This is a genomic window from Streptacidiphilus pinicola (genome assembly GCF_003258295.1).
In the GTDB taxonomy this organism is placed as follows: domain Bacteria; phylum Actinomycetota; class Actinomycetes; order Streptomycetales; family Streptomycetaceae; genus Streptacidiphilus; species Streptacidiphilus pinicola.
The window spans coordinates 48,416-67,902 of sequence record NZ_QKYN01000075.1 but is presented as its reverse complement, the minus strand read 5'-3'; the positions used below and the strand labels follow the sequence as shown (position 1 = coordinate 67,902).

The following is a 19,487-nucleotide window of genomic DNA, read 5'->3' as shown; positions in this document are numbered from 1 at the left end:
GCGCAGCTCGGCAAGCCGTACGTCTGGGGCGGCAACGGCCCCTACGGCTACGACTGCTCCGGCCTGGTCCAGCAGGCCTTCTTCCGCGCCGGGATCACCCTGCCGCGGGTCGCGGCCGAGCAGTACCGGGCGACCACCCCGATCCCACCGAACCGGCTGCGCCGGGGCGACCTGATCTTCTGGTCCTCCAGCAGCAGGTCCAGCGGCATCCACCACGTCGCGATCTACCTGGGCGGCGGCCGCTACATCGAGGCTCCGCACCGGGGCGCGGACGTGCGGATCTCGGTGCTGTCGACCGGCTACTACCCGGACTTCTTCGGCCGCGTCTGAGTGATCATCCCGCCAGGCCCACGATCAGTACTTATCTGCGATGATGCGAACAGTGGGCCTGGTGGGCGACGCGTGCGCTTCGGGCTTCCGCGCTTAACGCATCCGTAAACCGCAGAGGTGAGACTGTAGCCATGGGCAAGCAGCAGGAGTTCGTGCTCCGCACTCTCGAAGAGCGAGACATCCGTTTCGTCCGGCTCTGGTTCACCGACGTCCTCGGGTTTCTGAAGTCCGTCGCGGTCGCTCCGGCGGAACTCGATCAGGCCTTCGAGGAGGGCATCGGGTTCGACGGATCCGCGATCGAGGGCTTCGCCCGGGTGTACGAGTCCGACATGCTGGCCAAGCCGGACCCGGGCACCTTCCAGATACTGCCGTGGCGCTCGGAGGCGCCCGGCACGGCACGCATGTTCTGCGACATCCTCATGCCGGACGGCTCCCCGTCCTTCGCGGACCCGCGGTACGTGCTCAAGCGCACCCTGGAGAAGGCGTCCAACCTCGGTTTCACCTTCTACACCCACCCCGAGATCGAGTTCTTCCTGCTGAAGAACCTCCCGGGTGACGGCACCCCGCCGATCCCGGCGGACCAGTCGGGCTACTTCGACCACACCCCGCGCGGCGTCGGCCACGACTTCCGCCGACAGGCCATCACCATGCTGGAGTCGATGGGCATCTCGGTGGAGTTCAGCCACCACGAGGGCGCGCCCGGCCAGCAGGAGATCGACCTGCGCTACGCGGACGCGCTCTCCACCGCCGACAACATCATGACCTTCCGCCTGGTCATGAAGGAGGTCGCGCTGGAGCAGGGCGTCCACGCCACCTTCATGCCGAAGCCCTTCTCCCAGTACCCGGGCTCCGGCATGCACACCCACCTGTCGCTCTTCGAGGGCGACCGCAACGTCTTCCACGAGGCGGGCGCGGAGTACCAGCTCTCCAAGATCGGCCGCTCCTTCATCGCCGGCATCCTCCGCCACGCGGCGGAGACCTCCGCGATCACCAACCAGTGGGTCAACTCCTACAAGCGCATCTGGGGCGGCTCCGACCGCGCCGCCGGCGCGGGCGGCGAGGCGCCGTCGTACATCTGCTGGGGCCACAACAACCGCTCCGCGCTGGTCCGCGTCCCCATGTACAAGCCCGGCAAACAGGGCTCCACCCGCGTCGAGATCCGCTCCCTCGACACCGGCTGCAACCCCTACCTCGCCTACTCCGTCACCCTCGCCGCCGGCCTCAAGGGCATCGCCGAGGGCTACGAACTCCCCCCTGGCGCGGACGACGACGTCTGGGCCCTCAGCACCCTCGAACGCCGCGCCATGGGCATCGAACCCCTCCCGCAGAACCTCGGCGAGGCCATCGACCTCATGGAACGCAGCGAACTCGTCCGCGAGACGCTGGGCGAGCACGTCTTCGACTTCTTCCTGCGCAACAAGCGCCAGGAATGGGAGGAGTACCGCTCCGAGGTCACCCCGTTCGAACTCCGCCGCAGCCTGCCGGTGCTGTAGGCGCAGGTCAGCAGGGCTCTAGACATGGGGCCGGATCATGGTGGAGATCAATCCACGGTGGTCCGGCCCTTTCGGGGCTCTGGAGCCGTCTACGGCCGTCAGACCGATCTCGGTGCCGCGCCAGCCGTGCAGGTGACGGGTGGTGCGGACTGCGTGCCGGCGGGACGCCCCGAAGTCGTTGGCCAGGCACCGCCGACTCCAGGTCGACGCAGTACACGCGCTCAAGGATTCGGCGAAGCTGCCCGATCGAGGAGAACCCGCCCTCTGCGGTGGCTCAATGGTGGCGGGCGGTGCGCTTGCCGAGCAGGCCGGCGAGCAGCATGACGAGCACACCGATCCCCACGCCGCAGAACGTCCACAGCACCCGGTAGCCCTCGGCGGCGTAGTCGGACGGTTGCGGAAGGTCGATCAGGACGAGCACCCCCGCCGCGATGGCCGCACAGTAGAGCGCGTAGTTCAACAAGCGGATCCCCACCCCGTGCATCAAGAGCACGAGCGCGACCACTTCGAGTCCACGCTCGACCGCGAACAGCCTCAGCCCGTGTTCACTGGTCGGGATCAGCAGCAGCAGCGCCGCCGCGACGGCACCGATCAACGCCCCGGCCAGGCGCTGCGCGGCTACGAGCGTGCTCTGCTCCAGGCTCGGCTTCAGCGCGACCATGGTCGCGATCGGCAGCCAGTAGCCGTGCGACAGGTTCAGTCCGAATGCAAGCGCGACGCTGCCGGCGATGGCCACAGCGCGGATCACCGCGAACATGATGACCGGGCGCGTCAGCTTCCGAGGCGACGTGTCGCCGGGGAGTTCCGCGATCGGCTGGGGCCGGTCCTCGCGCCCGCGGATCAGCCACCCGATGAACGTGATCGCGATCCACAGTGCCGCTCCGCCGGACCAGGCGAGCACCTGACCCCAGGTGTAGTTGGTGAGGCGGGGGTGCTGATGGAAGCCGAACGCGAGCGACAGGGCGAGGATGAACCAGATATTGAGCAGCAGGGCGGTCACGAACCTGCGAACCCCGAACGCGACTGCCAGCCCGGCCACCAGGGTGACGGCGAAGGCGGCCAGCACCAACCAACCCCAAGCGTCGCCGCCGATGCCGAACCCCAGCGCGGTCAGCCCTGCGCCGATCAGCGCAAAGAGGGCGACGTGTGACGCACGGTGCCCGAAGCTCCCACCGGGGTCGGCCAGCCAGGCAAGCAGCAGGCCGAACAACGCGCTGAGCAGGTACTCCTCATGCCCGATCGCCCAGAAGACGACCAGTGGCACCAGCGCGATGTCCAGGAACAGCACCGCTCGCGGCCAGTTCACACCCTCGGGGTGGAGCCGAAACACCTTCGATGCCCAGCCCTTGACCTTCCCTCCGTGAACGGGCTGTCCTTCTGGTCCGCTCGCACTGGCCATCGCCGCTCTCGCCCACCCTAGTCACCGGATATGTCGCTTCCGTCCCGCATTCTCCGATTCCACCGACGGTGCATCGAAGCGACCCGCCGACCCCGATCGAAGACCCACGATCCTGAACTCGCGTGTCGTTTCCACGGGAGGTCGCTCAGGCTGGTCACCATTCCAGGTGATCGTGCTGGCTGCTCCTCGTCGTTTACATGATCAACCAAGCGCGTGCACCGGACGACCGGTCGGCCGCTGACCATGCCGGGCCTCTTCACCAGCGGTGACGAGGATCGCGCCTTCCAGGACAACCTGGTCCAGCTCCATCTCTACTGGGCCCAGGTGAAGGGCGGGAGTTCGCGGTACTAAGGTGGACGGCCATCCACTGAGCTCGGGGGTTCGATCATGGACTGGCATGCGTGGCATGAGGAGTACGAGCGGGACGACTCCTCGCTGGGGCGGCGGTTGAGGGTCGTTCAGGAGCGGATACGTGAGGCGCTCGACGGCTGCGCTCCCGGGCCGATCACCGCGGTCAGCCTCTGCGCAGGGGAGGGGCGGGACCTGATCGGGGTGCTGGCCTCGGGGCACCCGAGGGCCGGCGATGTGCGGGCGCGGCTGGTGGAGTTGGATGCGCGGAACGCGGAGGTCGCGCGGCAGGCGGCGGCGGGCGCAGGGTTGCCGAACGTCGAGGTCGTGGTCGGGGACGCCTCGCTGACGAGGCACTATGACGGCATGACACCCGCTGACCTCGTCCTGGTCTGCGGCGTATTCGGCAACATCTCCGACGACGACGTGAAGCGGACCGTCGACCACTGCACCGAGCTCTGCCGGCCCGGCGGGACTCTCATCTGGACCCGGAACCGCAGGAAGCCGGATTTGGTCCCGCAGATCTGCACGTGGCTGGAGGAGCGCGGTTTCCTGCGGATCTGGGTCTCCGAGCCCGACGCCGGCTTCGGGGTGGGAGTGCACCGGTTCGCGGGGGAGCCCCGACCGTTGAGCCTTGGCGCGCAGATGTTCACCTTCGTCAGATGAGTGTGGCCCCCGGTCCTCACAGCACCTGAGTCGTCTCGCCGTCCACCACCAGGACCTCCCCGTCGCGCAGCGCGTGGTGCGGGACGCCGTGGGCGCGGTAGCGGGAGGAGATGAGGTCGCAGGCTGCCGTCTCCGGATGGTCGGGGGAGGCGACATGGGGGACGAAGGGGCGGTCGAGGAGGTGGAGGCCGTCCCAGAGCGGTGGCGCCAGGTGCGGGTCGTCGCAGAGTTCGAGGCCGGAGAGGGAGGGGGCGAGGACGCAGGCGCCCGCGCTGTAGCCGGCGTAGAGGAGGGTGTCGGCGCGGAGGCGGGTGGTGAGGGCCGAGTCCGCGCCGCTTCGGGAGAGGGCGTGGCGGAGGACGAAGGCGTTGCCGCCGCGGACCCAGACGGCGGGGAAGGGGGCGAGTGCCGACGCGACGTCAGGCGCCGGGCGGTCGAAGAAGTCCCGGAGGTCCAGTTCGCGTGGGCGGAAGCCGAGGGCGGTGAGGTCCTGGAACTCGCGCTCGACGCCCGCCCGGCGGACGTCCGGTTCCACGTGGTCGATGGCGTTCGCGACCACGGTCAGGTCGCCCGGTCCCGTGTCGCCGAGGAGGGCGAGCAGGCGCTCGGGGTGGTTGCCGAGGCGGAAGGACGAGAGGTAGAGGCGCATCGGTCACGCCGGCCGCTCGGCCGGGACGATCTCCTCGGTGACCTGGACCCCGTCGCCCCCGCCGCTCCCGCCGTTTATGGCGACCACGGTGCCGCTCGTGGGAATGTTGATCACGAACGACCAGGCTGCCATCGCTGGGTGGCGCTCGTCCAGACATCGCCGAGGGGGAACCATGACGGTCGCGACGGTCCGCGAGTGGTACGACGAGGACGGTTGGGGCGTGCTCGACTCCGCCGAGACACCGGGCGGCTGCTTCGCCCACTTCTCGAACATCGAGATGGACGGCTACCGCAGCCTGACGCCCGGTCAGCGCGTCGAGCTGGAGTGGGAGGCCCCGGGCTTCCAGCAGGACGGCTACGACTACCGGGCCGTCCGCGTCCGCCCCTGACGCGGTCGCGGCCTTCGCCGGCCCGTAGGCCTTGTGCCGCGTGGCCCCTGCTGCTTGGATGCCTCGCCAACCGGCCCGCCACGGACGGCCGAGGCCAGGGACAGGGGGAGCAGAGAAGTGCTGAGTCAGGAGATCCTCACAGCGAGCGGTTCCGTCGGCGGGTTCGGGGGATACAGCGTCGGATGGCTGACGCTGTCGCTCATCAACGCGGGGCTGGCCCAGGGCAAGGGACGCTCCGGGCTGAACTGGTGGCTGCTGTCCCTGCTGCTCGGTCCAGTGGCCACCCTGCTGATCGTGCTCCTGGCCCGCGTGGAGGCACCCTCGGTGCAACTGCTCCTGGACCTCGCCGCGCAGGGCGACGACACCGAGCGCTGAGCCGCTTCGGATGTTCGAAGGACGTAGGGTCGGGGAGGATCGAGAGCGGGCGCTGCGACCTGGGAAGCAGCGGTGGAGCGGATCGCGGCGACGTGGAGGCGAGAGGCGTTGGAGACGGAGCGCGGCGGGGCGCGGCGGAGCAGTCCGGTCGGGCGGTTGGTGCGGCGCGGGTTCACCGACCCCGAGGCCGCCGCCGCGCGGCTCGCCGAGCCGGCGCTCGTGGCGCACGCCGCCGACAGCGTGCTGTTGGACGCGCTCGCGGCCACCGCCGATCCGGACGAGGCGCTGAAGGGCCTCGCCGGCCTCGTCGAGGCCTGCCCTGACGAGGCCGAGCGGCACGCGCTGCTGGACACCCTCACCACCGCGAAGCCGCTGCGCGACCGCCTGTTGGGCGTGCTCGGCGCCAGCGCCGCGCTGGGGGAGCATCTGGCCCGGCACCCGCACGACTGGCACCAGCTGGTCACCTTCGAGCTGCACGACATCCACCCCGGCCCGGAGGAGTTCGTCCGGCGGCTGTACCAGCACGTCTGGGAGGAGCAGCCCGGCATCCCGCGCGCGGACGCGCTGCGCACCGGCTACCGCCGGCTGCTGCTCAGCATCGCCGCCCGTGACCTCACCGGCACCGCCGACCTCGGCCAGACCGCCGCCGAGCTCGCCGACCTCGCCGGGGCGACCCTGCAGGCCGCCCTCGACATCGCCGCCGAGGAGGATCCGGACGCCGCGCGCGCCTGCCGGCTGGCCGTGATCGCGATGGGCAAGTGCGGCGGACGGGAGCTCAACTACGTCTCCGACGTGGACGTCGTCTTCGTCGGCGAGCCGCGCGAGGACGTCGACCCGGACACGGCCGTCAAGGCCGCCACCCGCCTCGCCGCACGCATGATGCGCCTCTGCTCGGACAGCACCCGTGAGGGCACCATCTGGCAGGTCGACGCGAACCTGCGCCCGGAGGGCAAGAACGGACCGCTGGTGCGCACCCTCGCCAGCCACCTCGCCTACTACCAGCGCTGGGCCAAGACCTGGGAGTTCCAGGCGTTGCTCAAGGCCCGCCCGGTGGCCGGCGACGCGGAGCTCGGGCAGCAGTACCTCGACGCCGTCACGCCGATGGTCTGGCAGGCCTCGCAGCGCGAGAACTTCGTGCAGGACGTGCAGCACATGCGCCGCCGCGTCGTCGAGGCGATCCCGCCGAACGAGGTCGAGCGCGAGCTCAAGCTCGGCCCCGGCGGGCTGCGTGACGTCGAGTTCTCCGTGCAGCTGCTGCAGCTCGTCCACGGCCGCACCGACGAGACGCTGCGCAGCGCCACCACCCTCACCGCCCTCGCCGACCTCTCCGCCGGCGGCTACGTGGGCCGTGCCGACGCCGCCGCGCTCGACAGCGCGTACCGGTTCCTGCGCACGCTGGAGCACCGCATCCAGCTGTTCCGGCTGCGCCGCACCCACCTCGTCCCCACCGACGAGCAGGACCTGCGCCGCCTCGGCCGCTCGCTCGGGCTGCGCGCCGATCCCGTCGCGGAGCTGATGGCGGAGTGGAAGCGGCACGGCCGCGAGGTGCGGCGGCTGCACGAGAAGCTCTTCTACCGTCCGCTGCTCGACGCCGTCGCCCACCTGGACCAGGAGGAGGCCGGGCTCACCACCCGTCTCGACGGCACCGCGCTCAGCGCCGAGGCCGCGCAGGCGCGCCTCGCGGCGCTCGGATTCAGCGCGCCCGCCGACGCGTTCCGGCACCTGCAGGCACTGGCCACCGGCGTCAGCCGGCGCGCCGCGCTGCAGCGGACGCTGCTGCCGGTGATGCTGGGCTGGTTCGCCGAGTCCGCCGACCCGGACGCCGGGCTGCTCGGCTTCCGCAAGGTCTCCGACAGCCTCGGCTCCACGCCCTGGTACCTGCGGCTGCTGCGCGACGAGGGCGCGGCCGCGGAGAACCTGGCCCGCATCCTCTCCTCCGGGCGCCTCGCCCCGGACCTGCTGCTGCGCGCGCCGGAGGCGGTCGGCCTGCTCGGCGACGCCGACGGCCTCGTCCCGCGCTCCCCGCAGATGCTGGACCGCGAGGTCGCCTCCGCGGTGGGCCGCGCCGACGACGTGGCAGCCGCGGTGGCAGCTGCGCGTTCCGTCCGCCGCCGCGAGCTCTTCCGGACCGCCGCGGCGGACGTGTTGGGCCGTTTGGGTGACACCGACCCCGAGTCGGTGGAGGCGGCAGGGCTGGCGCTCACCGGTATCAACCGCGCCACCCTCGCGGGCGCGCTCGCGGCCTGCGTCGCGGCGGCGGAGGCCGCCGCCGGGGAGCCGCTGCCGACCCGGCTCTCGGTCGTCGCGATGGGCCGCTTCGGCGGCCACGAGCTCGGCTACGGCTCGGACGCGGACGTCATGTTCGTCCACGACCCCCTGCCGGAGGCCGACGAGACGAAGGCGAGCAACGCGGCGCGGGCCGTCTTCGAGGAGCTGCGCCGGCTGCTCCAGCTCCCCTCGACCGAACCGCCCCTGCTGATCGACGCGGACCTGCGCCCGGAAGGCCGCCAGGGCCCGCTGGTGCGCACGATCGCCTCCTACGCGGCCTACTACCGCCGCTGGTCGCACACCTGGGAGAGCCAGGCGCTGTTGCGGGCCAAGCCCGTCGCCGGTGACCAGGCGCTCGGCCAGGAGTTCGTCGCCCTGATCGACCCGCTGCGGTATCCGGCCGCCGGGCTGGACGAGGGCGAGTTGCGGGACATCCGCCGGATCAAGGCCCGGGTGGAGGCCGAACGCATGCCGCGCGGCGCGGACCCGACCACCCACACCAAGCTGGGGCGCGGCGGGCTCGCCGACGTCGAGTGGACGGTGCAGCTGCTGCAGTTGCAGCACGGGCACGCCGTGCCGGGCCTGCGCACGACCCGCACGCTGCGGGCGCTGCAGGCCGCGGTCGACGCGGACCTGCTCGACGCGGACGCCGCGCAGGCGCTGTCGGCGGCGTGGGTCCAGGCGGCGCGGGTACGCAACGCGGTCATGCTGGTGCGCGGCCGCGCGGGTGACAGCTTTCCCGCGGAGCCGCGGGAACTCGCTGGCGTCGCCCGCTACCTCGGCTACGCCGAGGGCCACGCGGGCGAGATGGTCGACGACTACCGACGCACCGCCCGCAGGGCGCGGGAGGTCATGGAGCACATTGTCTACGGCGAGTAGCCATCGGGGGCACGAGCCCCCTGGATGCTGCGACGGCCTGCGGGAGCGTTCCTGACGGCTCGCGCTCCGGGGCTATCGCCCAGCGCCCACGGGCTGCGGTTCGGGTTCGGGGAGGGGCAGCGGGGCCGGTGCGGCCTTTGGGAAGCTGTAGGGCCAGCGGCGGTAGACCAGGCGGGAAGCGCCCAGGCCGATGAAGGTGCAGCAGGCGCCGGCGATCGCGTCCATGAAGAAGTGGTTCGCCGTGGCCACGATGACGATCAGGGTCGTCAGCGGGTAGATGACGCCCAGGATCCGCACCCAGGTGCGCTTCGCCAGGAACCAGATCGTCAGGCCGCACCAGAGGGACCAGCCGATGTGCATGGAGGGCATCGCCGCGAACTGGTTCGAGACGTGGGCCATGTCGCCGGAGGCCATCGAGCCCCAGGTGTGGTGCTTCTCGACGGTGTCGATGAATCCGCCGTCCACCATCAGGCGGGGTGGCGCGAGCGGATAGAAGTAGTAGCCCACCAACGCGAAACCGGTCGTCACGAATAGCGAGAGCCGCGCGGCCGCATAGCGGCCCGAATGTGCGCGGAACAACCACACGAGAACCGCGATTGTGACGATGAAGTGGAGTGTCGCGTAGTCGTAGTCCAGGCCGGTGATCAGCCAGGTGACGGAGTCGAACGCGTGATTGATTGAACGCTCCACATCAATGTGCAGCGTCTGTTCGAGCGCCCAGATGTCGTGTGCATTGTGTTGCGCCTGGACTTCCATCTCGGGCACCGCGTTGCGGACCATCGAGTAGATCCAGTAGCTCACGGCAATCAGCAACAGCTCGATCCACAAGCGGGGACGACCCGGCGAACGGAAGTGTCCACGCACCGACCAGAGCAGGTGACCCTTGGGCCTCCTGTTACCGGTGCGTGCTCCTGTTGCCTTCCCCATGGGTGAGTAGTCTGCCATGCGGCCTGGGCTCTCCTGATCACCCTCTGGTCTGGGATTCCTCGAAGGAAATACCCCTCAGGTCTTAGTGGAGCAAAAACCGCGAGCCGCCGCCCGGTGGGGCGACGGCTCCCGGGCCGGTCACGTTGCGTTATTTCCAGCTGTCGTCAAGGGTGACGGCGCCGGAGGATCCGGTGGTGTGGCTGCGGTTGGCGCCCGACTCCCAGGTGATGTTCCCGGATGAGTCGATGACGATGTACTTGTACTCGAAGTATGTGTTCGGTGCGATGCTGAGCGTCGTAGCCCAAACGGGGTAATTCGCGGAGGAGAGCGGGAACGCCTTCGTCGGATCCCAGAACCCGAGCGCACCGATGCTGCCCACGACATAGACGTTCTGGCCGGTGACGGTCGATTTCGTCTCGTCGAAGGTGACGCCGACAGGACTGGTCGCGGGCGTGTTCCAGCTGTCGCTGAGTGTGGCACCGGCGGTGCCGGTGGTGGCGGCGCGGTTGGCGCCCGTCTCCCACTCGACCGTGCCGTCCGGGTCCTTCTTGACGTACTTGTACTGGAACGCGGTGTCGGCGGGCAGGGAGACCGTCGCGGACCACACCGGGTAGGACGCGGACGAGAGCGGCACCGCCGCGGCCGTGTTCCAGCTGCCCAGCGCCGGCAACGAGCCGACGACGTAGACGTTCTGGCCGTACCAGGTGGTGGCGTTGGCGTCGAAGGTCTCCGTGACGGTGGCGGCCGTGCCGTTGTAGCCGTCCGTCAGCGAGGCGCCGGCGCCTGAGCCGGTCGTCGCGGTGTGGTTGGGGCCGGGCTCCCAGGTGACGTTGCCCGAGGAGTCCTTCTCGACGTACTTGTACTGGATGGCGGTGGACGTCGGGAGGTTCACCGTGGTGGTCCAGGTCGAGCCGGACTGCGTCATCGGCAGCGCGGAGGCGGGGGCCCAGCTGCCCAGGCCGCTGATCGAGCCCACCAGGTAGACGGGGGCGCTGGTCGGCGCGCCGTTGACGGTGAAGGTCTCGGCCACGGTGCCCGACGGCTGCGTCGAGGTGGCTGTCGGGGTCGGGCTGGCCGTGGGGCCGGCCGTCGAGGTCGAGGTCGCCGTCGGGGTCGGCGAGGGGGACGTGGTGGAGGAGGTGGTCGCGTACAGCGCGACCGCGTCCTTGGCGGCGACCGAGACGGTCGCGTCGCCGCTCGCGTCCACGGTGACCGTCGGACCGGAGCAACTGCCCGTCGCCGCCGTGTAGTCGCCGTGGATGACATCGCAGTAGGTCCCGGCGGCCAGGCCCGTCTGGAAGGTCCTGGTCTGCGTGGCCGACTCGTTGTTGATGGCGATCCAGGCCTTGCTGCCGCGCGAGAAGGCGATCAGGTTGGAGCCGTCGTCGTACCAGTCGGCCACCGCCGCGCCCTGTGCGGCGTTGTGCCAGCCGACCATGTTGGCGACGCCCCGGATCCGGTCGGTGCAGGACCAGCCGTTCGCGCAGTCGGTGTTGGTGACGTAGCCGTTCGCGTCGGCCGGCGGCGAGTCGTCGGTGCTGTTCCAGGTGAAGCCGGAGTAGACCGAGGGCTGCACGCCGTAACCCCAGGCCAGCATGAACTCGTTGGCCAGGGTGAAGGTGGCGCCGTTCTTGTAGCTGAGGGTGCTGCCGTTGCGCTCGGTGTCGTGGTTGGTCACCATGGCGCCGTCGGCGGCGCTCGGCTCCAGGCCCCAGGACTGCCCGAAGGTCTTGAGGTTGGCGATGCTGCCGGTGAACTGGCTCTTCAGGTTGTCGGCGTAGTCGAAGCCGATGACGCTGCCGTTGCTCTCGAACGCGGCGGGCGCGAGGTTGCCGCTTCCGCCCGGGTAGACCTCCTGCAGCACGTAGGGGCGCTGGCCCCACAGCGTGTTGTTCAGGCGGGACTCGATGTTGGCCATGTCGGCCTGGTTGATGTGCTTGGCGGAGTCGACCCGGAAGCCGTCGACGCCGTAGCCGATCAGCTTGTTGAGGTAGCCGGCCTCCTTGCCGCGCACGTCGTCGGTCTCGGTGTAGAGGTCGGCCAGGTTCTCCAGGTCGCACTCCTGCACCTGGGTCTGGCTGTTCCAGTCGTTGATGGTCAGACCGGAGTTGGGGCAGTTGGCCGGGTAGCTGTGGAAGTCGGCAGAGGTGTAGGGGACTTCGGCGTAGCTGCGGGAGGAGACGTTGAAGCTGTCGCCTCCGTAGGAGTCGGTGCTGGTCTGGTCGGTGCCGGACATGTGGTTGAGCACCACGTCCGCGTAGACCTTGACCCCGGCGTTGTGACAGGTCGTCACCATGGCCTGGAACTGGGCCTCGGTGCCCATCCGGCTGTCCAGGTCGTAGCCGACGGGCTGGTAGATCTCCCACCAGGGGTGGGATCCGGAGAGGCGGATCGAGTCCTGCGGCGGCGCCACCTGGACCGCGCCGTAGCCCTTGGGGCCGAGGGTGCTCGTGCATTCGGCGGCCACCGAGGGCCAGTTCCACATGAACAGGTTGGCGATCACGTCGCCGCCGTCGGGCGCGCTGGCGTGGGCGGTGCCGCTGGTCAGTGCGAGCGGCGTCAGCGTCCCCGCGGCGAGCAGGACACTGGAGGCGAACAGGGTGCGCAAACGTCGGGATTGACGCGGCATCGGCGTCTCCGTGGGGGAGGGATGGGTGGGTGATGGTGCGGAGATGGTGCCGACGAGAGACTGTGCGCCCTTCAATTACTGACCGCCAAGACATCTGTGGAAACATTTTCAGCATCTTGCTGAAACATCTTGCGGACGTTTGCGGGCGCCAGTAGGTTCTGGCTCGCCCCACCGACGAGCCGCCCCTGGGAGGGACACGCGTGGCCATCAGACCTGAGCGATCACGATGGAGAGTCCTGCTCGTCACGGCAGCGCTGCTCAGCCCAGCCGTCGTCGGGTTCGGCCCGGCGGCCGTGGCCGCGGGTCCCGCCCTCGCCGCGGCCTTGCCGCCCGCTCCCTCGGACGCGTCCCTTGCCGCGACGCGGGACCGGCACGGGCTGAACAAGGAGCAGTTCTACTTCCTGCTGCCTGACCGCTTCGCCAACGGCGACCCGTCCAACGACACCGGCGGCATCACCGGCACGCGGCTGCAGAACGGCTACGACCCCACCGACTCGGGCTTCTACCACGGCGGTGACCTGGCCGGGATCATCCAGAAGCTGTCCTACATCAAGAAGCTGGGCACCACCGCGATCTGGATGGCGCCGATCTTCAAGAACAAGCCGGTGCAGGGCACCGGCAGCAACGCCTCGGCCGGCTACCACGGTTACTGGATCACCGACTTCACCCAGGTCGACCCGCACTTCGGAACCAACGCGCAGCTCAAGGAGCTGATCCAGAAGGCCCACGCGATGGGCATGAAGGTCTTCTTCGACGTCATCACCAACCACACCGCCGACGTCATCGACTACGCCGAGAAGACCTACGACTACCGCTCCACCGGCGCCTATCCGACGCTTGACGCGAACGGCCGCCCCGTCGACACCACGGCGATCGCGAACGCCAACGCCGCCGACGGGACGGCGAACTACCCCAGGCTGACCAAGGACTCGTTCCCCTACACGCCCGTCTTCGACCAGCCCGGCGACGCGACCGCCAAGACGCCCGCCTGGCTCAACGACGTGACGCTCTATCACAACCGCGGCAACACCACCTTCGCGGGCGAGAGCGCCACCGAGGGCGACTTCTCCGGTCTCGACGACCTCGACACCCAGGACCCGCGCGTCATCCAGGGGTTCGAGAAGATCTACGAGAACTGGGTCAAGCAGGACGACGTCGACGGCTTCCGGATCGACACGGTCAAGAACGTCAACATGGCGTTCTGGCAGCAGTGGGCGCCGGCGCTGCAGCAGTACGCCGAGCAGCAGGGCAACAAGAAGTTCTTCATGTTCGGCGAGGTCTACGACGCCGACACGACCGTCAACTCCTCCTACGTGACCCAGGGCAAGCTCGACGCGGCCCTCGGCTTCCCGTTCCAGAGCGCGGCCCGCGCCTACGCCTCCCAGGGCGGCTCCGCCCAGGCACTCTCGGCGCTCTACGCGGACGACTACAAGTACGCCTCCGCGAGCACCGACGCCTACGAGCAGCCGACCTTCCTCGGCAACCACGACATGGGCCGGATCGGGTACTTCCTCAAGACCGACAACCCGAACGCGAGCGACACCGAGCTGCTGAAGAAGGACCTGCTCGCCCAGCAGCTGCTCTTCCTGACGCGTGGTCAGCCGATCGTCTACTACGGCGACGAGCAGGGCTTCACCGGCGTCGGCGGCGACAAGGCGGCTCGGCAGGACATGTTCGCCTCCAAGGTCGCCGAGTACAACAGCGACACCGTCCTCGGCGGCACCAGCGGCCCGGCCGACCGCTACGGCACGAACGGGCCGGTCTACCAGGCGATCGAGCAGCTCGCCGCGCTGCGCAAGGCCAACCCGGCGCTGGCGAACGGCGCGCAGGTCGAGCGCTACGCGGCCGACGGCCCTGGGGTGTACGCCTTCTCCCGGATCGACGCCAAGCAGCAGGTCGAGTACCTGGTCGCGGTCAACAACGCGACCACCGACCAGAGCGTGAGCCTGCCGACGTACTCGGCGAACATGGGCTTCACGCCGATCTACGGCGCCGGTCAGGCCCACGCCGTCACCGGCGCGGACAGCAGGCTCAGCGTGACCGTCCCGGCCGAGTCGACGGTCGTTTACCAGGCGGACGCGCGCCTCGGTACGCCCGCGGCCGCGCCCACCGTCGCGCTGACCGCGCCTGCCGACGGCTCCTCCGGCACCGTCACCGTCAAGGCGGACGTCTCCGGTGGCGGCTTCGACCGGGTCGTCTTCGCCGCCTCCGTCGGCACCGGTGCCTGGAAGGTGCTGGGCGGCGCCGACCACGCGCCCTACGCCGTCACCCAGGACCTGAGCCGCGTCCCGGCCGGGACGACCGTCCGCTACAAGGCGGTCGTCGTCGACAACGCGGGCCGCACCGCCGACGCGACCGGCAGCACGCTCGTGGCCGCCGTCCCGCCGACGCCCAAGCCGACCGCGGTCTCGCGCGGCTACGCCGTCGTCCACTACCACCGCGCCGACGGGAACTACGCCGGCTGGAACCTGTACGCCTGGGGCGACATCGCCGACGGCGAAGGCACCACCTGGCCGGCCGGGCACCCGTTCGTCGGCCGTGACGCCTTCGGCGCCTTCGCCTACGTCAAGTTGAAGCAGGGCGCGACCAGCGTCGGCTTCATCGTGGAGAACAACGGCACCAAGGACACCCCCGCCGACCGGTCCATCGACATCTCGCAGACCGGCGAGGTGTGGGTCAACTCCGGTGACACCACGACCTACACCAGCAACCCCGGCGCCTCGGACACCGTGCCGGCCGGTCAGGTGGTCGTGCACTACCACCGCGCCGACGGGAACTACGCCGGCTGGGGCATGCACGTGTGGACCGGCGCCGCGAACCCCACCGGCTGGACCTCCCCGCTGCAGCCCTCGGGCACGGACGCCTTCGGCGATGTCTTCACCGTGCCGCTGGCGGCCGGCGCCACCTCGCTCAGCTACATCCTCCACAACGGCGACACCAAGGACCTGCCCGACGACCAGTCCCTGGTCTTCGGCCAGAACGGGCGCGAGGTCTGGATCCTGAACGCCACCCCCGGCTACCTGCTGCCCGAACCCACCGCCAACGCCGCCGACCTCGACCTGACCAAGGCCAAGGCGCAGTTCGTCGACGGCACCACCGTGGCGGTGCCCGCGAGTTGGGGCTTCGGCGCGAGCGTCCCGAACGGCTCCTCGGCGGAGCTGGTCTACTCGCCGACCGGCGCCATCGCCGTCAAGAACGGAGACACCACCGACCCCGGCTACTGGCTGCGCCTGCTGCCCGTCAGCGGCGGCCTGACGCCGGCCCAACTCGCCAAGCACCCGGAGCTCAAGGGATACGCCGCCTTCACCGTCGACCCGCGCGACGTCAAGCGCATCCCGCTCGCCCTGCGCTCGCAGCTGGTCATGACCGAACGAGAGGCCAACGGCGCCCTGCTGGCCGCGACGGGCGTGCAGCTGCCCGGCGCGCTCGACGCGATCTACGGCGCGGCGGCGGCGAAAGCCCCGCTCGGGCCCGTCTACGGACACGACGGCACCCCGTCGCTGTCCGTCTGGGCTCCGACGGCGCGTCAGGTCAGCCTGGAGCTCTACGACTCCGCGACGGCCACGACCGGGCGCGTCGTCCCGATGCGGCGTCAGGACGCCAGCGGCGTTTGGACCGTGCGCGGTGACAAGAGCTGGACCGGCAGGTTCTACCTCTACCGGGTCACCGTCTGGGCGCCCAGCGTCCAGCAGGTCGTGACCAACCACGTCACCGACCCCTACTCGGTCTCGCTCTCCACCGACGCCAAGCGCAGCCAGCTCGTCGACCTGAGCGACCCGTCGCTCGCGCCGAAGGGCTGGCGGCAGGACCGCTCGCCGAAGGCGATCAGCGCCGGACAGCAGGAGATCCAGGAGCTGCACGTCCGCGACTTCTCCGTCGCCGACGCCACCGTCCCGGCGGCCGAGCGCGGCACGTACCTGGCCTTCACCGACCTGAACTCGGCGGCCATGAAGCACCTGGCCCAGCTCGCCCGGCAGGGGCTGACCACCGTGCACATCCTGCCGGCCTTCGACTTCGCCTCCGTGCCGGACGCGAAGAGCGAACAGACCACCCCCGCCTGCGACCTGGCATCCTTCGCCGCCGACTCCGACCAGCAGCAGGCCTGCGTCGCGAAGCAGGCGGCCAGCGACGCCTACAACTGGGGCTACGACCCGCGCCACTACGACGTCCCCGAGGGCGCGTACAGCACCGACCCCAACGGCACCGCCCGCATCGAGCAGTTCCGCGCGATGGTCGCCGCACTGCACCGGATCGGCCTGCGCGTCGTCATGGACGTCGTCTACAACCACACCGCCGCGTCCGGCGAGAACGCCGACAGCGTGCTGGACCAGATCGTCCCCGGCTACTACCAGCGGCTCTCCGCCGACGGTGCCGTGACGACCGACTCCTGCTGCGCCGACACCGCGCCCGAACACGCCCTGATGAACCGGATCGTGGTCGACTCCACGCGGCTCTGGGCCACCCAGTACCACGTCGACGGCTTCCGCTTCGACCTGATGGGACTGGACCCGAAGGCCACCATGCTCGACGTCAAGGCGGGCCTCGCGGCCACCGGGCGGCACGAGTTCCTCTACGGCGAGGGCTGGAACTTCGGCGTCGTCGCCAACGACGCCCGGTTCGTGCAGGCCACCCAGGCCAACATGGCCGGCACCGGTATCGCCACCTTCAACGACCGGCTCCGCGACGCGGCGCGCGGCGGCGGTCCCTTCGACACCAACCCGCACCTGCAGGGCTTCGCCTCGGGACTGTTCACCGACCCGAACGGGGACGCGGTCAACGGCAGCGCGGCGGACCAGAAGGCGCGGCTGCTGAACCAGATGGACCAGATCAAGGTCGGCCTGACCGGCGACCTGGCCGCCTACTCGTTCACGGACAGCGCCGGAAAGACCGTCACCGGCTCGGAGATCGACTACAACGGCTCCCCGACCGGCTACACGGCCGCGCCCGGCGAGGCGATCACCTACGTCGACGCCCACGACAACCTGGACCTCTACGACGCGCTCGCCTACAAGCTCCCGGCCGGGACGTCCATGGCCGACCGGGTCCGTATGCAGGCGCTGGCCCTCGCCACCACCGAGCTCTCCCAGGGTCCCGGCTTCTCCGTGGCCGGCTCGGACCTGCTGCGCAGCAAGTCGCTCGACGCCAACTCCTACGACAGCGGCGACTGGTTCAACGCGATCCAGTGGCAGTGCGCCAACGGCAACGGTTTCGGGCGCGGACTGCCCGCGGCGGGCTCCAACTCCGCGTTCTGGCCCTTTGCCAAGCCGTTGCTGGCCCAGCCGTCGCTGGTCGCGGACTGCTCGGCCCAGCAGCAGGCCTCCGCGCTCTACCAGCAGTTCCTGAAGATCAAGGCCTCCACGCCGCTGTTCTCGCTGGGCACGGCGGCCGCGGTCCAGCAGCGGCTGAGCTTCCCGCTCTCCGGCACGGCGGGCGAGACGCCCGGCGTGATCACCCTGCACCTGGACGGCAGCGGCCTGTCCACCTACCGGTCCGTCACGGTCGTCTTCAACGCGACCCCGAGCGCACAGCAGCAGACGCTGACCGGCCTGGTCGGCACCGCCCAGCGGTTGGCCCCGGCCCAGGCCGACGGCGCCGACCCGGTCGTCAAGACGTCCACCTTCGACTCCGCCACGGGTACTTTCACCATCCCCGCGAGGACCGTGGCGGTCTACGTCCAGCAGTGAGGGCGTAGCCCGCAGGGGCGGCCCCGGAACCTGACTCCGGAGGCCGCCCCTCAGGCATGCCGGCTCACCAGGTGGGCGAAGACCACCACGTTGCCCAGGTACCCCTGGCCGGCGCGGTAGCCGCCGCCGCAGGTGATCAGGCGGAGCGCGGCGATGGGGGTGGGCCCGTAGACGTCGTTGTCCGGGAACGCGGCCTTGGGGTAGACCTGCACCCGGTCGACCAGGAACACCGCCGTGCGGCGGTCGGCGCGCTCCACGTCCACGGTGTCGCCCTGCGACAGCGCGCCGAGGCCGTAGAAGACGGCGGGGCCGTGGCCGTTGTCGACATGGCCCGCGATGATCGCGGGCCCGGCGCTGCCGGGCACGGTGCCGTCCGCGTACCATCCCGCCAGGTTCCGGCGGGACTCCGGCGGCGGGACGAGGTGCCCGCTGCGGTCCAGGGCAAGCGCGGTGAGCGGCGCGTCCACGCCGATGGACGGGATGCGCACGCGCAACGGCAGTGCCGCCGGCAGCGGGGGAGCGGGACGGTCCTGATCCGCGTACCAGTAGACGCCGTTGGCGCTCACGGCGGCGCTCTCGTCGGGCTGCGGCGGGCCGCCGCCGAGGCCCCGGCCGGCGATCACCAGGCCGAGCACCAGCACGGCCTTGGCGGCGAGCCGGATGCTACCGCCCATGCACCGCTCCTCCCCGCGCCGGTCTCAGCCCGCGTTGCCGCGGCGGCGACTGAGGAAGAGCGCGCCGCCCGCGAGTCCGGCCAGGCCCAGCCCGACCGCCACCTGCGTGGTGCTGCCCGGGTCGATGCTGCCGCCGACGCCGGTGTGCACCGGCCCGTGCGGGTGGTGGTCGTCCTCGTGCCGGCCGTGCACCTCGACGGTGCTGCGGAAGGTGGACAGCGAGGTGTTGGACTGCAGGCAGGCGCCCGAGACGCTGTAGGTGCCGGGCCTCACGTCCTGACTGATCGTCGCCGCCCCGGAGAAGAAGCCCGGCTGACCCGGCATGGGGTGCACGTGGACCGCTGTCACGAAGGCCATGGACGAGACCATGGTCGGGTTGGGCGTGCCGAAGAACGAGGCGCTGCAGTTGACCACCAGCCCGACGGTCCGGCCCGGGGTGACCTCCTCCGGGCTGACCGAGATGTCCGCGCCGTTCACACCGCCGGCCGGCGCGGCGGGGCGGGCCGCCGCGACTGCGGGCGGGGCGAGCACGAGCAGCGGACCGCAGCCGAGCGCGAGCGCGGCACCGAGCGTGACGGCGGCCGTCCGTGGGGTCCTGTGCGGCATGCGGGGCATCCGGCACCTCCGGGGCGTCGGGTGCGGACCTCGGGCAACGTGCCCGGGTACGGGGGACACACCGCGACTGTCTCGGCTGGGAGTCTCACCGTCCGTGTGCGACTTGTAGCGTTCCGGTCATACAATTAATTCGAAAGCAGTAGCGGGGCGCCGTCACCCGGGA

14 protein-coding genes are annotated in these 19,487 nt (G+C 70.4%); 8 read left to right on the top strand and 6 right to left on the bottom strand.

Features of this window, described 5'->3' with window-relative positions; genetic code table 11:
- Both DN069_RS20060 and glnA read left to right on the top strand, forming a co-directional pair.
- A partial coding sequence (locus tag DN069_RS20060) for a C40 family peptidase (RefSeq protein WP_133259980.1) occupies nucleotides 1-330 on the top strand: 330 nt, incomplete at its 5' end.
- 131 nt (nucleotides 331-461) lie between these two features.
- Complete coding sequence (gene glnA, locus DN069_RS20055) at nucleotides 462-1,823, top strand: type I glutamate--ammonia ligase (protein WP_111502707.1); 1,362 nt, start codon at nucleotides 462-464, stop codon at nucleotides 1,821-1,823.
- A gap of 274 nt (nucleotides 1,824-2,097) precedes the next feature.
- Here the strand turns inward: glnA and DN069_RS20050 are convergent, their stop codons facing one another.
- Nucleotides 2,098-3,129: an FUSC family protein gene (locus DN069_RS20050; protein WP_243639480.1), complete on the bottom strand. Its 1,032-nt coding sequence runs from the start codon at nucleotides 3,127-3,129 to the stop codon at nucleotides 2,098-2,100.
- Between the two features lie 306 nt (nucleotides 3,130-3,435).
- Between DN069_RS20050 and DN069_RS40120 the strand changes: the two genes are divergently transcribed.
- Both DN069_RS40120 and DN069_RS20045 read left to right on the top strand, forming a co-directional pair.
- Entirely contained in the window at nucleotides 3,436-3,573 is a 138-nt protein-coding gene (locus tag DN069_RS40120) for a hypothetical protein (RefSeq protein WP_165845557.1), read from the top strand.
- A gap of 36 nt (nucleotides 3,574-3,609) precedes the next feature.
- On the top strand, nucleotides 3,610-4,236 hold the full coding sequence (locus tag DN069_RS20045; RefSeq protein ID WP_111502703.1) for a class I SAM-dependent methyltransferase: 627 nt from the start codon (nucleotides 3,610-3,612) through the stop codon (nucleotides 4,234-4,236).
- Nucleotides 4,237-4,252: 16 nt separating this feature from the next.
- On the opposite strand, the gene DN069_RS20040 is transcribed toward DN069_RS20045, so the two are convergent.
- Entirely contained in the window at nucleotides 4,253-4,885 is a 633-nt protein-coding gene (locus DN069_RS20040; RefSeq protein WP_111502701.1) for a Type 1 glutamine amidotransferase-like domain-containing protein, read from the bottom strand.
- Between the two features lie 172 nt (nucleotides 4,886-5,057).
- Between DN069_RS20040 and DN069_RS20035 the strand changes: the two genes are divergently transcribed.
- The 3 genes from DN069_RS20035 (at nucleotide 5,058) to DN069_RS20025 (ending at nucleotide 8,795) form a co-directional block, all read left to right on the top strand.
- A complete protein-coding gene (locus DN069_RS20035; RefSeq protein ID WP_111502699.1) occupies nucleotides 5,058-5,273 on the top strand; it encodes a cold-shock protein in 216 nt (71 codons plus the stop codon).
- 117 nt (nucleotides 5,274-5,390) lie between these two features.
- Nucleotides 5,391-5,648: a hypothetical protein gene (locus tag DN069_RS20030; RefSeq protein WP_207892205.1), complete on the top strand. Its 258-nt coding sequence runs from the start codon at nucleotides 5,391-5,393 to the stop codon at nucleotides 5,646-5,648.
- 108 nt (nucleotides 5,649-5,756) lie between these two features.
- Nucleotides 5,757-8,795, top strand: a complete 3,039-nt coding sequence (locus DN069_RS20025; RefSeq protein WP_111502697.1) for a bifunctional [glutamine synthetase] adenylyltransferase/[glutamine synthetase]-adenylyl-L-tyrosine phosphorylase — start codon at nucleotides 5,757-5,759, stop codon at nucleotides 8,793-8,795.
- A 72-nt stretch (nucleotides 8,796-8,867) separates the two neighbouring features.
- Here DN069_RS20025 and DN069_RS20020 read toward each other — a convergent pair whose 3' ends face one another.
- The gene (locus tag DN069_RS20020) at nucleotides 8,868-9,722 is read right to left on the bottom strand and encodes a phosphatase PAP2 family protein (protein WP_424556304.1); all 855 of its coding nucleotides are present in this window, start codon (nucleotides 9,720-9,722) and stop codon (nucleotides 8,868-8,870) included.
- Nucleotides 9,723-9,870: 148 nt separating this feature from the next.
- Nucleotides 9,871-12,351: a carbohydrate-binding module family 20 domain-containing protein gene (locus DN069_RS20015; RefSeq protein ID WP_111502693.1), complete on the bottom strand. Its 2,481-nt coding sequence runs from the start codon at nucleotides 12,349-12,351 to the stop codon at nucleotides 9,871-9,873.
- 200 nt (nucleotides 12,352-12,551) lie between these two features.
- Between DN069_RS20015 and pulA the strand changes: the two genes are divergently transcribed.
- Entirely contained in the window at nucleotides 12,552-18,035 is a 5,484-nt protein-coding gene (pulA, locus tag DN069_RS20010; protein ID WP_243639477.1) for a pullulanase-type alpha-1,6-glucosidase, read from the top strand.
- A gap of 50 nt (nucleotides 18,036-18,085) precedes the next feature.
- Here the strand turns inward: pulA and DN069_RS20005 are convergent, their stop codons facing one another.
- Entirely contained in the window at nucleotides 18,086-18,709 is a 624-nt protein-coding gene (locus DN069_RS20005) for a class F sortase (protein ID WP_111502689.1), read from the bottom strand.
- A gap of 24 nt (nucleotides 18,710-18,733) precedes the next feature.
- Complete coding sequence (locus DN069_RS20000; RefSeq protein WP_111502687.1) at nucleotides 18,734-19,315, bottom strand: hypothetical protein; 582 nt, start codon at nucleotides 19,313-19,315, stop codon at nucleotides 18,734-18,736.
- Between the last annotated feature and the right edge of the window lie 172 nt (nucleotides 19,316-19,487).